Origin of the sequence: Pseudolactococcus laudensis (assembly GCF_013449735.1) — a bacterium.
In the GTDB taxonomy this organism is placed as follows: domain Bacteria; phylum Bacillota; class Bacilli; order Lactobacillales; family Streptococcaceae; genus Pseudolactococcus; species Pseudolactococcus laudensis.
Genome location: NZ_JACBNY010000005.1, coordinates 93,030 through 108,556 on the forward strand (window position 1 = coordinate 93,030; position 15,527 = coordinate 108,556).

At 39.7% G+C, this 15,527-nt stretch carries 13 protein-coding genes; 1 reads left to right on the plus strand and 12 read right to left on the minus strand.

What is annotated here, in order from left to right; all coding sequences use genetic code 11:
* Positions 1-54 precede the first annotated feature (54 nt).
* From HZR21_RS04710 to HZR21_RS04765, 12 genes are all read right to left on the minus strand, one after another.
* Complete coding sequence (locus tag HZR21_RS04710; RefSeq protein ID WP_180746660.1) at positions 55-801, minus strand: helix-turn-helix domain-containing protein; 747 nt, start codon at positions 799-801, stop codon at positions 55-57.
* Positions 802-829: 28 nt separating this feature from the next.
* Positions 830-1,813 (minus strand): ribose-phosphate diphosphokinase, encoded by a 984-nt coding sequence (locus HZR21_RS04715; RefSeq protein WP_003137436.1) that lies wholly within the window; start codon positions 1,811-1,813, stop codon positions 830-832.
* 197 nt (positions 1,814-2,010) lie between these two features.
* Positions 2,011-3,213, minus strand: a complete 1,203-nt coding sequence (gene ftsY, locus HZR21_RS04720) for a signal recognition particle-docking protein FtsY (RefSeq protein WP_180746661.1) — start codon at positions 3,211-3,213, stop codon at positions 2,011-2,013.
* Complete coding sequence (locus HZR21_RS04725; protein ID WP_180746662.1) at positions 3,214-4,020, minus strand: Cof-type HAD-IIB family hydrolase; 807 nt, start codon at positions 4,018-4,020, stop codon at positions 3,214-3,216.
* Between the two features lie 23 nt (positions 4,021-4,043).
* Complete coding sequence (gene smc / locus HZR21_RS04730; RefSeq protein WP_180746663.1) at positions 4,044-7,580, minus strand: chromosome segregation protein SMC; 3,537 nt, start codon at positions 7,578-7,580, stop codon at positions 4,044-4,046.
* 2 nt (positions 7,581-7,582) lie between these two features.
* Positions 7,583-8,302, minus strand: coding sequence for a ribonuclease III (rnc, locus tag HZR21_RS04735; RefSeq protein WP_003137430.1), 720 nt, complete (start codon positions 8,300-8,302; stop codon positions 7,583-7,585).
* A 73-nt stretch (positions 8,303-8,375) separates the two neighbouring features.
* Positions 8,376-9,002 (minus strand): bis(5'-nucleosyl)-tetraphosphatase (symmetrical) YqeK, encoded by a 627-nt coding sequence (gene yqeK, locus HZR21_RS04740; protein ID WP_180746664.1) that lies wholly within the window; start codon positions 9,000-9,002, stop codon positions 8,376-8,378.
* Complete coding sequence (locus HZR21_RS04745) at positions 8,999-9,457, minus strand: GNAT family N-acetyltransferase (RefSeq protein WP_180746665.1); 459 nt, start codon at positions 9,455-9,457, stop codon at positions 8,999-9,001. Before HZR21_RS04745 ends, yqeK begins: the two co-directional genes overlap by 4 nt.
* Positions 9,458-9,506: 49 nt before the next feature.
* Positions 9,507-9,842 carry a DUF1622 domain-containing protein gene (locus HZR21_RS04750; protein WP_180746666.1) on the minus strand — a complete coding sequence of 112 codons (336 nt, stop codon included), beginning with the start codon at positions 9,840-9,842 and terminating at the stop codon, positions 9,507-9,509.
* 2 nt (positions 9,843-9,844) lie between these two features.
* Positions 9,845-11,857 (minus strand): methionine--tRNA ligase, encoded by a 2,013-nt coding sequence (gene metG, locus HZR21_RS04755; RefSeq protein ID WP_180746667.1) that lies wholly within the window; start codon positions 11,855-11,857, stop codon positions 9,845-9,847.
* Positions 11,858-11,973: 116 nt separating this feature from the next.
* A complete protein-coding gene (locus HZR21_RS04760; protein ID WP_180746668.1) occupies positions 11,974-13,632 on the minus strand; it encodes a Cna B-type domain-containing protein in 1,659 nt (552 codons plus the stop codon).
* Positions 13,633-13,658: 26 nt separating this feature from the next.
* On the minus strand, positions 13,659-13,799 hold the full coding sequence (locus HZR21_RS04765; RefSeq protein WP_180746669.1) for a hypothetical protein: 141 nt from the start codon (positions 13,797-13,799) through the stop codon (positions 13,659-13,661).
* Between the two features lie 561 nt (positions 13,800-14,360).
* On the opposite strand from HZR21_RS04765, the gene HZR21_RS04770 reads away from it, so the two are divergent.
* Entirely contained in the window at positions 14,361-15,188 is an 828-nt protein-coding gene (locus HZR21_RS04770; RefSeq protein ID WP_180746687.1) for an exodeoxyribonuclease III, read from the plus strand.
* Positions 15,189-15,527 lie beyond the last annotated feature (339 nt).

A 15,527-nucleotide genomic window follows, 5' to 3' on the forward strand; every position in this document is an offset into this window, starting at 1 on the left:
TTATTTTACGATAATTTCATCGTTTTTTCAACTTGACATCCAAATGTATGCGACTCAAATCAGGCTGTAGAGCAAGACCAAGTCACTCCCACTTAATGTCAAACCGTACTGTCGCTCAAATTTCTTAATCTTTTGCGTCAGTGTATTACGGTGGATATACATAGCCTTGGCTGTTTTCAGTTGGTTGCCGTCATGTTGATAGAGCTGTGTGATTAAATCCTGCGCCTCTATATCGGTCAAAAGCCCTTGCTTAATTTTGGTTAATGGCGGACTGGTGACTTGGGCGAGGCCTGCTTTGATAAGCGATTCTGAAAAACTAAGGCCCTGATCAAAGTTTTTTTGCTCAGTTTGATAAAGCGTGCTGAGTTCTGTCTGATCTGTAAACAACCCCAAATAGTAGTCACATTTAACCCCTAAATCCTGAGTTAAGGCCCCAAGAACTTGCTTGAATTCTCCCTCCCTCAGGCGTTCTGCTGACATTTTTTCAATGGCGATGCCGGAGTTGGGCGAGACTTGTTTAACCTTTATGATACCTGAGAAAATCAAGGATAGATTTTCAGCGATTTCAGAAAAGTTTTGAGATTTGAACTGTATCACACGGTAGGTGCCGTGAGGTAAGTGAGCAAAATCAAATTTTTTGGCTTGAAACAAGACATCGTTAAATAGGCTGATTTCCCGTTGCGTCAGCTCATTTTTGGCGATATGAAATGGCCTACCTTCGTTTTCAAAATTAAGGTCTGAGGCGTTTTCACTTATTCCTTTTTTAATCGGGAATAGTTTGGCTAATGTTTCTATCTTCATGACTTTACCAAAAAACGCCAACTGGCGTTTAGACTATATCTTCTGATTTGACACGCATGGCAAACAATGGTGACAAAGGACGATTTTCGTGAATTCTGACAATAGCATCAGCAATCAGCGCTGAGATTGAAATTTCAGTAATTTTCTCAGATTCGCGAATGCTATCTGGTAACTCAATTGTGTCTGTGACAACCAATTTCGTAATCGCTGAATTTTCAATACGCTCAAGCGCTGGTCCTGATAAGACACCATGTGTACAAGAGGCATAAATTTCAGTTGCGCCAAGTCCTTTAAGGGCGTTAGCTGCAAGCGTGATTGTACCCGCTGTATCAATCATGTCATCAATGAGGACACATTTTTTACCTTTGACGTCACCAATGATATTCATAATCTCAGCAACATTGGCACGTGGCCGACGTTTGTCAATAATCGCAATCGGTGTTTTCAAGAAGTCTGCCAACTTACGTGCGCGTGTTACCCCACCATGGTCAGGCGATACAACCACGACATCTCCATTAGCACCCGTCAAACCGAGACGATCAAAATAGTCTGCAATAAGTGGCGCACCCATAAGGTGATCAACTGGAATATCAAAGAAACCTTGAATTTGTGACGCATGGAGGTCAATTGTCACTAAGCGGTCAACACCAGCTCTTTGGAGCATGTTTGCGACCAATTTTGATGTGATAGGTTCGCGTGGACGTGCTTTGCGGTCTTGACGTGCATAGCCATAATAAGGCATGACAACATTAACCGAGCCAACAGAGGCACGTTTCAAAGCATCAACCATAATCAACAATTCCATCAAGTTTTCATTAACTGGGCTAGATGTTGATTGAATCAGAAAGACATGACTGCCACGAACTGACTCCTCAATATTGATTTGAATTTCACCGTCACTGAAAGTTTTAACATTGCATTTTCCGAGATCGAGTCCCATGTTTCTAGCGATTTTTTTAGCCAGTTCTTGGTTTGAGCTGAGTGCAAATAACTTCAGGTTTGCGTACGACATGTCTTCCTCCGAGATTTTTGATACCTTGCCAAATGGCGCAAGGCAATCGTTTGAGCGCTTTTAAGCGTTCAAGGACTGGCTTGTTAACCATGGCTAACAGGTATGAACTAGAATAATTTGAACACTATCCCACTATAGGATACTCTCCCATTTTACTATTTTTCAAGTGTTTTGTAAATGCTCCTGATAATACCAGGCTAAATCAGGTCTTGGAAAATCCCTTTGACAAATAGTGCCTCATCAAAGTCTTCCAAATCTTGAATTCCTTCACCAAGTCCGACTAATTTAACTGGAATTTGTAAAATTTGTTGAATGGTTAGGATGATACCACCTTTTGCTGAACCGTCTAGTTTTGTTAAAACAATGCCAGTCAATGGTGTGACGTTTGAAAATTCTTTAGCCTGAGAAATCGCATTTTGACCTGTTGTTGCGTCTAGAGCTAACAAAGTTTCATGTGGCGCATCTGGTAACTCACGCTTGATGATTTTACCCATTTTTTCAAGTTCTTTCATCAAGTTATCTTTATTTTGTAAACGACCAGCTGTATCAATCAGTAAAACATCAAATTGTTCAGTATTAGCACGTTTGACCGCATCAAAAACAACAGATGCTGGGTCAGAGTTTTCTTTACCGACAACAACATCAACACCACTACGACGTGCCCATTCGACCAATTGGTCTCTGGCTCCAGCACGGAAAGTATCTGCTGCCGCAAGCAAGACTTTTTTGCCTTCATTCTTATAACGGTTCGCCAGTTTACCAATCGTTGTTGTTTTCCCTACACCGTTGACCCCAACAAACATCATCACGGTTAAACCATCCTGAAGATTAAGTTGTGTATTCAGACCAGACTCTCCAAAATTATTGACCATTTTTTCAATGATAACACGTTTCACATCGTCTTTTGACTTGGCATTTTGAAGTTTAACTTCTCGACGCAAATCATCTGTCAACTGGGTCGCCACATCAACACCGACATCACTCATAATCAGCGTATCTTCTAAATCTTCGAAGAATTCTTCGTCAACAGAACGGAAATTCGCTAAAAATTCATTAAAACGGGCGCCAAATGACTTGCTCGTTTTTTTCAATGATTTTTCGTATTTCTCCTCGATTTGTTTTTGCGTTTCAGGTTCAATTTCAGTCTTGAGTTCCGCCTCAACTTCGACATCAGCCGTTTGAGCGACAACTTCTATCGTTTCAATCTCTTTTTCTGGTACTGATTCAGGTTCAATTTCAGATATTGGTTCACTGACAATTTCAGACTCGGATTCTAGTACAGTTTCAGCATCTGGTGTTTCTTCTGATTCTGTTAAATCAAATTTGAAAATATCTGCTGATGCATTTTCTTCAATTTGTTCTTCAACTTTTTTACCAAAAATTTTATCAAATAAGCCCATTTAATCCTCCAAAATATAGGTCTGAATCGCCCATGCAACACCATGCTCATCATTTGTAACCGGTGCGACAACATCTGCTAATGCTTTAACTTCAGGGGTCGCATTCTTCATTGCAATACCAAGCCCTGCCCATTCTAGCATAGCCAGATCATTTTCCTCATCTCCCATTGCCATAACAGCAGTTTTATCAATACCTAAAATTGCTGTTAACTTGTCAAGACCAAACGACTTGACCACACCTTTAGGCATGATTTCTAGTAGAATATCCCGAGACTTGAAAATCTCATATTTTTCCTTTAAAACGGCTGGAATTTTAGGGATTTGTTGATCCAGAAAATCGGCATTAATAGCGCTAACAGCCTTGTTAAAGATAATATCACGCGGTATCGTATCAAATGGTCCCTCTACAAAATCAAGAAAAGGACTGAAACTCTGGTAAAGTGAGCTAGAATTAGTTTCATAAGCGACACCTTCGGAAATAACATCAAGTGGCAAGTCAAGTTGCGCAAGCGCCTCATGAATCGCTACTAAATCATCATAAGAAAAAGTTTTCTTTGATAAAATTTCTCCGTTATTACGTTGAACCAAGCCACCGTTAAAGGTAATCGAGTATTCTGATGCCACCAGTAAATCTAGCTCAGTCAAAATATGCTCAATCGCTTTTAATGGTCGACCGGTTGTAATCACGACATGAACACCTACTGCTTGCGCTTGTTTAATAGCGACTTTATTTTCAGAAGAAATCTGCTTGTCATGCGTCAATAAGGTCCCATCTAAATCTAGTGCTAATAATTTTATTTTTGACATTTTAAAGGGCCTCTTTCTTATTTTTATTGCTTATCTGCCGCCACAAAATCTTTCAGCTTAACTGAAACAATTTTCGAGACGCCACCTTCCTGCATGGTCACACCATACATCGCTTTAGCCGCCTTCATTGTCCCTTTTCTGTGGGTCACAACGATAAACTGACTGCTTTCGTCGAAACGCGTCATATAATCTCCGAAACGTTTAACATTCGCCTCATCTAGCGCCGCCTCAACTTCGTCGAGGACGACGAATGGTACTGTCCGAACACGTATAATAGCGAAGAGTAAGGCAAGTGCCGTAAGGGATTTTTCGCCCCCACTCATGAGGTTGAGACTAGCAAGTTTTTTACCAGGTGGCTGAACAGCAATCTCAATTCCAGCATCTAATAAATCCTCAGATGTTAAGATAAGATCAGCCTGACCACCACCAAACATTTGCGTGAAGGTCTTTTGAAATGACTCTCTAATCGCCTCAAAAGTTGATTTAAAGCGAACCTTTACCTCATCATCCATATCATTGATTGTAGATTCTAGCAATGCTTTAGCTTTAAGCAAATCTTCTTTTTGCGTATTGAGAAACTCACGGCGTTCATTAACTTCATCAAATTGTTCAATCGCTGCTAGATTAATTGGCCCGAGTTTTCTGATTTGCACTTCTAATGCTTGCAACTGACGTTCACTTTCTGGCAGACTAACTAAGTCTTCTGCTTGTTCCTGCGCAGCATCAAAACTCATTTGATAGTCATTAACCAGTTTGTTTTGACGACTTCTCAATTTGTTTTCAGACGTTTCAAGTGACAATTCCAGTCTTGTTTTCTGAGCTAATTGGTCTTGACGTTGCTTAATATTCACCGCGTTTGCATCATCCAAATCTTCGATTTGGGCAGTCAAATCTTCGCGCTCGAAACGTAGACTGACGAGTTTAATATTAGCTGCCTCTAGTTTGTCCGTAACTTGGGTGAGATTAGACGTCAAACTTTCGAGACGCGTCTCATCATTTAAATCCGATGCATTGGTCTCATTTTGTCTGGTTAAAGGCTCAACCTCAGCATCCAATGTGCCTTTCTCAACAGTTAACCGTTTGATTTCACCTGTCGTATGACGAACATCGGATGTGATTTCAGAAAGTTTCAGTTGACTATCTTGCAACTCTCGACGCAAGTTCTCCGTCAGTGCTTTGACTTGTGACTGACTACTTTTCACTTCGGAAATATCGGTGTTAATCTGTGTTTTCTTATTTTGAATTGCAGCAAGAGCAGACTGATGCGCCTCATTTTCAAGCGTAAGCTTGTCAATAAGGGCTTGCTCATCAGACGCATTGGATAAGGCCAAACGACTTTCTAAATCTTGCTTACTTTCCAAGAGGGCTTGCTCTTTTAAGCTGTATTCTTGACTTTCTAGCCTTGCTGCCTCACCTTTTTGACGTAAGTCTGCCAAAGTCGTTGTCAAGGCTGTTTTTTGATGTTGTAAGTCTTGCAAGTCTTTTTCAAAACCACGAACAGTCTGGTCCAAAACTGCAACTTTTTGTGTCAAATCATCAATTTCGACATTGGTAAAAGTCGTTGAATTTTTCTTATTCGCACCACCTGAGAAAGACCCACCAGGTCTAATTTCTGTTCCATCTAGGGCAACGATTCGGGCTGTAAAATTCAATGCACGGGCAATTTTTGTCGCATTATCATTCGTATCAACGATAAGGACACTCCCTAATAAATTTGAAATTGCTGGTGCAATTTTTTCATCATAGGTGACTAAGTTTTGTGCTGTATCAATGAAACCTGGCATATTAGCAACCTGATTCGTTTTGCCAAAATGACGGGGTTTAATTGTCGTCAAGGGTAGGAAGGTCGCACGTCCTAAGCGTTGCGCTCTTAGGAAATTAATGGCTGATTTCGCGGATTGCTCATCTGAAACGATAATATTTTGAGCGCCCCCTGCCAACGCAATATCCATCGCCGTAGCATACTGTTTATCAAAACTCACCAAATCAGCCACTGCACCAATTATACCTGGCAACTTATCAGAGGTTTGTAAGACGGCTTTAACACCTTGATAGAAATTGGCATGACTAGCTCGGATATTTTCCAGACTCGTTAAACGTGCCTTACCTTTATTCAGCTCATCCATAGCCGAAAACAAACGATTCTGTGTCTGACTAATATCTGCTTCTAACTTTTTGAATTGCGTATCTGCTGTACTGTACTGGCTTAAAAGCTGGTCTAACTCTAGTTTCAAGGTTTCAGAGCGTTGGGTTGTTGCCTCTAACTCTACTTTTAAGCTATCATATTTTTCAGATAATGCTTGATTTTCATCAGACTTGCTGGCAGCATTCGCTCTGATATTATCTAACTCTGATGTGTTTTTGGTAATGGCATTCGATAGCTGAGCTTCTTGGTTCACTAAGTCTACAAATTCTGCTCGCAAACGCTCAATGACATCATCTGGATTTTCAGAAAAGTTATCTAATTTACCTTGTAGAGTTTGAATCTGCGTTTCCAAATCATCTTTTAAGACTTGTTTTTTTTCAAGTTTGTCCGTTAAACTTGTCAGGTTCTCAGAAATCTCAGCTACTTTATTTGTGAGATTTGCGATGCGTGCCTCACGTTCTGCCGCAGACTTTTGAGACATCTGAGCTTGACTGTGAAAAATATCAATTTTGGACTGAAAATCAGATTTTGCTGTCGTTAATTGTAAAATCTCAGTCTGTAATTTTTCTTGTTCTGATTCAACGGCTGAACGTTGTTGTTTTAATTTAAGCACATCTCGCTCAAAGACTTCCTGTGCCGCATCAAGCTGAGCTAAGGTCTGCTGCACTTCTTTAAATTGCGCTTGCGCACTCTCATAGCTGACTTTTTCAGCAATGATTTGTGCGACTAAAACAGATATTTCAAGTTTCGCACGTTTATCATCGAATTCACGGAATTTAATTGCGACATCACGTTGCGCACGCAAGGGCGTTAACTGACCATCTAATTCGTAAATGATATCATCTAAGCGGCCCATGTTTTCTTGTGTCGCTGATAATTTAGATTCTGTTTCTTTCTTGCGATTTTTGTACTTTAAAACACCAGCGGCTTCTTCAAAAATGGCGCGACGTTCTTCTGGTTTGCTGTTAAAAATCGACTCTATCTTCCCTTGAGAAATGATAGAAAAGCTATCACGACCAAGACCGGTATCCGTGAACAATTCATGAACATCTTTCAGTCGGACTTTTTTGCCGTTAATCAAAAACTCGCTATCACCATTACGATATAGACGACGTGTAATGACAACTGTTGCCTCACTTGGTAGATAACCGTCGGCATTATCAAAAGTGACAATGACTTCTGCATAATTGAGCGCACGGCGTTTTTGCGTTCCTGCAAAAATAATATCAGGCATTTTAGCGCCACGCAGACTTTTAGCAGACTGCTCGCCTAGAGCCCAACGTAAACTCTCGGTGACGTTTGACTTGCCTGAACCATTTGGTCCGACAATCGCTGTCACGCCCGTATCAAAGGTAATTTTTGTCCGATCAGCAAAAGATTTAAAACCGACCATTTCGATTTGTTTCAAATACATGCTTAGTTATCCTTTTGTTGATTTTTCTGCTTTAAGAAAGCCGAGCGTGCCGCATCTTGCTCCGCAATTTTCTTGGATTTTCCTTTGCCGTGACCAATAGTACGTCCTTCAAATACCACATCCACCTCAAAAACAGGCGCATGCACTGGACCACTTTTGCCAACGACGACATATTCAAGTGGAATTTTATTATTTTTATCAATTTGACCTGCTGTATAAAAAATCTCTTGTAAGGCAGATTTATAGTCCGTAACTTTATCATAAGACCCATTTTCAATCTCAGGAATCATCACATCATAAATAAATTTTTTAACTGCAGCTAAATCTTTATCCATTAATAAGGCACCCAGAAAAGCTTCAAATAAATTTTCTAGATTGGCATCATTTTCACGGCCACCACTCTTTTCTTCGCCATTCCCGAGTTTCAAATACTGATCAAACCCTAGTTTACGCGAAAAGTCCGCAAGAGATTCTCTGCGAACGATTGAAATTTTCTTTTCAGTTAAAACACCTTCACGCTCGTGCGGGTAGGCTTTGTAAAGGTATTCGACAATGATAAATCCTAGCGCCGCATCCCCTAAAAACTCTAAGCGTTCATTATGAAAGACGCTTGAGTTTTTGTGTTCAAAATAATAAGATTTGTGTGTAAAAGCCTCTTCTAATAGCTCAGGCTTATCAAAACTAATCTGAAACGCTCTTAATTTTTCTTGTAAAGTTTCCATTGTTCCTATTATATCAAAAAGTACCGATTTTCGCACTTTCCCATCAATCAGGCCTAATCATGATATTCTGAATCTATCTTAAAACCTTGTCATCATAAAAATCATGCGCCTCGATTAACCATGGATGCATAACCAATAAATCACTATTATATAAATAATCGATAAAGAATTGAGTCGCAATATCAAGAGAAAGATTAAAAGCTTGTAACAAGTCTAAAAGATATGGCGGCGTCCCTTCTCCATCCCACTTTATTTTATCTGCAAGACAAACGACTTTTTCTAAATCTGTCGCATTTGCGTGAAGAGTTGTATGATAAGTGATCGCACTTAAAATTTCTGATGATGTTATCCCAAAAATATCTGCCGCAAAATAGGCGGAAAATTTACCATGTAAAAGCATTGGTACCGCACGTTCCTCAGCTAGGACAGCAATACCAAGTAGCTCCGCAAGTGCAATCCGCTGTTCATTTGGTATTAACCCACCGATATCATGCAATAAGCCAGCCGTAAATGCTGCATCTTCATCCAAATCAAACCGTTTCGCAAGCCTTTTCGCCTCATTGGCAACATTTAATAAATGCCGCCACAAATAGGCGTGTGTCGCTTGATTTGCAGTACAAACCCGCTTAACATCTTCAATGACATCACCCGTCATCGGCACATTAAAGTAGCACCCCTTCACGTCATCATATAAAGTCATTGCCCTAACCTCATCACCACTTGGTTGCGCAATAACTCACCATTCTCATAAATTGGCTCAGCATAATGCGTAACAAAATAATCCTTGACTACTTCAACAATTTTAAAACCGACGGATCCATATAAACCAATCGCATCGACCGTCAAGTCACCCGTTCTTATCCAAATCACGGCTTGGGCATCACGCGATAAAACATACGCAAGCGCATCAGTCATCAAGGCTCTGCCAATACCTTGCCTAAAGTAGGCTGGGTCAACAGACACATTCATAATTTCATAGTGATGATCATCTGACAATGGCATCAGCACCAACACGCCTAATATAGCCTGCTCACCATTTTCAGCAACAAACACACGAGACTTTGAAATGTAAGCCTCGACAATCGCACGATCTGGGTCAGCGTTTAATAATAGTGTCCACGGTAGTGGCTCACCCGACTTCAATTCTCTTATCATCTTTAACTTAGATACCAAAAATAAGGAGTCTCCTCCTTATTCCCTCTTATTATTTGTTTTCTATTTCCTGATCAATTTCCTTACCTAAAAAGTAAGAAATGACTGTTCGAATCACAACCAAAGCCGCAAGTTTACCAATATCCTCAAAAGTTGGTTTAATAATACTTTCAACAATATCTGCTGCAATCAAAATTTCTAATGAGAAAAGCACGTAAGCCCCAAGATCATTTTTGATTGTGCGCAAAACACTCGCCTTATCAGCGTGACTCACTTCATTTTTGACAAATTTGAATGTTGCTTTTACGACACCACAAATCAAGACCAAAACGGCCACAGTATTCATGGCCAGAATCAGCAACTCACAAATTTCAGTAGTTATCTCCATTTTTAACCTACAATACTACCGTTAGCAACTTCTGGCGAAACTGTCAATAGAGTCAATTTATCATCTGATTCAGCTGATAAAATCATCCCTTGCGACAGTAGGCCCATCATCTTACGTGGTTTTAAATTCGCAACAATTTGCAATTTCAGACCGACCAATTCTTCAGGATTTGGATAGAATTTTGCAATACCAGACAAGATTTGACGGTGACCTTCATCGCCTGCATCCAATTCGAATTTTAAGAGTTTGTCAGAGCCTTCAACTTTTTCAACAGCGATGACTTCTGCTACCTTGATTTCAATTTTTTCAAAGTCATCAAATTTAATGGCTTTTTTGTCAGAGACCAAAGTCGTTTCTGTTGGGTCGAATTCAGTTGTTTCAACTGCTGGAGATGTTGCTTGCATTTGTGCTTTAATATAAGCAACTTCTTCTTCCGCATCTAAGCGAGGGAAGATTGGCTCACCTTTGCTGACAACTGGTGCTGTAAATTCATGGCCAAAAGCTAAGCCTGTTAATTTCGGTTCAGCTGAGTCAAGACCGAGTTGTCCAAAAATAGCTTGAGATGTTGTGCGCATGAAAGGTTGTAACAAGACAGCAACGATGCGTAAGCTTTCAGCTAAGTGGTACATAACACTATTTAACTCAGCTGATTTGCTCTCATCTTTACCTAAAATCCAAGGTGTTGTTTCATCAATATATTTATTAGAACGTGAAATAATCGTCCAGATTTCATTTAGCGCAATATTGAACTCCATCTTATTCATTGATGTATGGTAGTTCTCAATAGCTGTTTCAATCACTGATTGCAGTTTACCGTCAAAGGCTGTCTGTGTTTCTGGTGTATGGATTTGACCCGCTTGATATTTATTAATCATGGCAACCGTCCGATTAAGGAGATTCCCTAGGTCATTTGCCAAGTCATAATTGACACGGTTAACAAAATCTTCCGGTGTGAAAATACCATCACTACCAAACGGTACAGCACGCATGAGATAATAACGTAAAGCATCGAGACCATAACGCTCTACTAACATTTCTGGATAAACGACATTGCCTTTAGATTTAGACATTTTGCCATCTTTCATGAGCAACCAACCGTGTCCGAAAACTTGCTTAGGCAATGGCAAACCAAGTGCCATCAGCATAATTGGCCAATAAATAGTGTGGAAACGAACGATTTCTTTACCAACCATATGAACATTGGCTGGCCAGAATTTGTCGAAATTCGTCGTATCATCGCTACCATAGCCAAGTGCTGTGATATAGTTAGCAAGCGCATCAAACCAAACATAAACGACATGTTTAGGATTTGATTTAACTGGCACACCCCAAGTAAAAGTTGTCCGTGACAATGACAAGTCTTCTAAACCTGGTTTGATAAAGTTGTTAATCATTTCATTTTTACGTGATTCGGGTTGGATGAAATCAGGATGTGATTCATAGTAAGCCAACAAACGATCAGCATACTTACTCATCCGGAAGAAATAAGATTCTTCTTTAACACGCTCAACTTCATGTCCACTTGGCGCTTTACCGCCAATCATCACACCATTTTCATCACGATAAACTTCAGCAAGTTGAGATTCCGTGAAATACTCTTCATCAGAAACAGAATACCAACCATCATATTCACCAAGATAGATGTCGTCTTGCGCAATCAAACGTTCAAACATATCTGCAATGGCTTTTTCGTGGTAATCGTCTGTTGTCCGAATAAATTTATCGTAGGAAATATCAAGCGTTGCCCATGATTTCTTCATGTCGGCAGCCATACCGTCAACATATGTTTGAGGTGAAATCCCAAGTTCATTCGCTTTTTGTTCGATTTTCAGACCATGCTCATCTGTTCCAGTCAAATAAAAAACGTCAAAATCCATTAAACGTTTGTAGCGTGCCAGCACGTCACAAGCAATCGTTGTATAAGAATTACCAATATGTAATTTACCAGAAGGATAGTAAATTGGTGTGGTAATATAAAAAGTTTCTTTTGAAGTCGTTGCATTAGTGTCAGTCAAAGTTCAATCCTCTTTCAAGACGTCAGATGAGACGCCGTAATCCCTCTTATTATACCATATTTTTAAAACAATCGCTATCCTACTTGGATAGCGATTGTTAGTTTATTCTTGTTACTTTAACGTTTCTTTTTTACTATAAACCACCCTAAAAGGACGAGTACGATCAAACCACCTAACAGCTTGAACAAAAGACTATTTGATTCACCTGTTTCTGGTAACTGGTCTGTTTTCTGAGTTGCTGACGTATTGCCTGCCTGAGTAGGTTGACTCGTTTGATCTGCCACAACTGGTGCCTGCTCTTTTGAAGGCTGAGTTGGCAGTGTTGGGTTAACCGGTTTTTCTGGATCTACCGGTTTCTCGGGATCTACCGGATCAAGGGGATGATAAGTATTCACAAACGTTGCATCGCCTTCATAAATCGGCGTCGCAACAAGTTGGCCTTTTTCGTCAACGACTTTAGCAGTGACTTTAAGCTCATGCTCATCATAAGTCATGCCGGCTTCATTTCCCTTGACTTCGTTAATGGTATAGGTATAATCTCCTGCCTTATCGTAGGTAATTGCATCAAAATTAATCATTCCATCTGCACCATTAGTTTGAGTCTCAATCACACTACCTTCTGAATTTTTCAACTCAAACTCATAGTTTGCTGCCATTAAAGGTTTACCTTTAAGAATTTTTTGCGCTTTTAAGCTGGCTGTTGCTTCAGAAGGGTGGTAAGTGTTGGTAATGTCGTAACCGTTAAATTCGGCTGTATAGTTAGGGACGGGAACCTCTTCCACACGGTATTGATATTTAGCATGATTTTCATCAAAATTCGGTAAATTCGAAAAGCTAAAGTGCCAATCAGCATCTGCTGTCACAGACTGCGTATCAATCTTATTATTATTTTGATAAAGTTCAAGCTCAATTGATGAAGGTCGTACGCCTGCTGCATCATCGTTGTCTAACCAAGTTTTCACACCTGCTACTGTGACACTTGTGCCACTATTGCCGCCACCGCCAGCAATTTTTACAAATTCTGTATCAGTTTTTGTTGCAAATCCATCACCCGTTAAAGTGCCTACATTACTATATTGGTCTGACGCAACATCATCTGTAATTCGACTCATATAATTAATATAAACTGGACCTTTTAGATCACCAAATGTCACTGTAAAATGCGTATCATCGGTCATGTTAATCATACTATTCGGAATAAGTTCACCAGCTTTAGCATACCAATTATCTTCCCAACCGATGACATAAAAGCCTGAAACTGAACCCGGTACGAGTTTTTGATTTGGTCCAAGCTCATCCTGAAAAATAGCATTATTAATCGTCGTATCTAGATTCTCTGAAAAATTAATACGCGCTGTCCAGTGGATTAAAGCTGGATCCTCAGCATCTATATATCCCCACTTTTTAATGCCTTCATTATCCTCTGGTCGGAAACTTCCTGACGCAATCGTAACTGTTGATGAGATATTTTCCGTCCATTTGATTTCGACCTTCTCATCAAACGAAACTTTTCCTTCAACCCATTTTACACCAAGATAGAACTGGCCATTTATAGCGGCCGTCTCAGCTTCCGTGATAGCATCTGTAAAAGTAATCACGATATCTCCAGTCGTCGGACTGACCTGAGCATTACCAATTGTATTACCCTGTTCATCATTGATACCGAACGCCGCTGAATTTCCCAATCCCAGTACCTCAGGTACTTTGAGAGTCATCGTATCTCCAGGCTGAATTATTGTACCCGCTGGAATTTTAAAATTCCATTGCGCTCGCATATCATCATACATCCCGAAAGATTCTTTTACTTGACCTGCACTTGTAGCTCAGCATTTGTAATGAACTGATCGCCCCAGTCTTTAGCAGCTCTTTGTGGTTCCCCTTCTCCAAGCGGTGCTGCAAGTGCTACTGAACTCGTATTCACGAGTGACAGTAACACTATCACAATACCCAACATACTTTGAATTTTTTTTAACATTTTTTCCCCTTTAATTAGTTAACAATTCTTTTTTTAAATTTTTGAAATACAATAAATAACGAAAAACTATCTGTAAATTTAACGCTATTTGAATTATATTAGATTATTAAGCGTTTGTCAATTTAGTTGATTTACTACTTCATAAGCAGTTAGCGCAAATACTCCCCAAGAGATGTTTAAATTTAAAATAACAAACTTCAAAATTTCTATAACACTAAACCGACTATAAATAGTTTAAACACGCCTAGAAATCTACAGATTATTGCGGTACAAATGACACAATTCAGATAATATGACGTATAAAAATTTTTGAAAATAAAAAGATGATTGACCAAATTTTTTGTCATACTACTACTTGCTAACCTATTGTTAGACTAACCTCTCACTAAATGACTAATCGCCATTATCATGCTCGGCTCAAGCCACCTGTTCCAATTTTTATCCAAGTATTTTAAAAGACGATAAAGCATTTCAGAGGGTTTTTAAGCTTAAAATGACTAGTTTTTTGGTATAATAAAACCTATGAAAATGAAATTTATCTCTTGGAATATTGATTCCCTAAATGCCGCCTTAACTAGCGATTCCCCACGCGCCCAACTCTCGCAAGCCGTCCTAACCCACCTTGCAAGCCTAGACGCCGACGTCATCGCCCTACAAGAAACCAAACTATCTGCCAAAGGCCCAACCAAAAAACACTTAGAGATCCTAGCTGAGCGTTTCCCTGGTTACGCTATCGCATGGCGCTCATCCGTTGAACCCGCTCGTAAAGGCTATGCCGGCACAATGTTTCTATACAAACAGGAGTTGTCTGTAACCATTGAAACGCCAGAAATCGGTGCCCCTTCGACAATGGATAGTGAAGGTCGCATTATTACCTTAGAATTTGACAACTTCTACTTGACCCAAGTCTATACGCCCAATGCAGGTGATGGCTTGAAACGCTTAGCAGAACGCCAAATTTGGGACGAAAAATACCGAGATTACCTCCTTGAACTTGACGCAAAAAAACCAGTCATTGCGACAGGTGACTATAATGTAGCCCACTTCGAAATTGACTTGGCACATCCTAATAATAATCGCAATTCACCAGGCTTTACAGATGAAGAACGTCAAGGTTTCACCAACTTACTTAGCGCAGGCTTTACCGACACCTTCCGTCATGTTCACGGTCAAGTGCCAAACGTCTATTCTTGGTGGGCGCAACGTTCTAAAACAAGTAAAATCAACAATGCAGGGTGGCGGATTGACTACTTTATTACATCAGAGCGCATCGCTGATAAAATCAGTGCCTCTGAAATGATTGACTCAGGAGCAAGACAAGATCATACCCCAATCTTACTTGAAATCGACTTATAAACCATTAAAAAAGTCCAGTCATTTGATGACTGAACTTTTTTATATTTAGGCTAGCAAAACTTTTTAGCTAGTATTTAGCATGAGTAAAGTACAAATATATACTCCCTTTGAATTGACGTGTGTCACTAAAAAACTACTGATTCCACATCAATTTAACGATTTTTCACCATTTTCGTATTGTTTTACCAAAAGAATACCGATTTGGTAAAAAAACAACGAATTTATTACCATTTTCGCATTGTTTTGCCAAAAGAATACGAAAATGGTAAAGAATTGGCGATTTTCTTACAAGTTTAGCATTGTTTCTCTAATTAATCATGCTACTTGTCAATTTGTCAA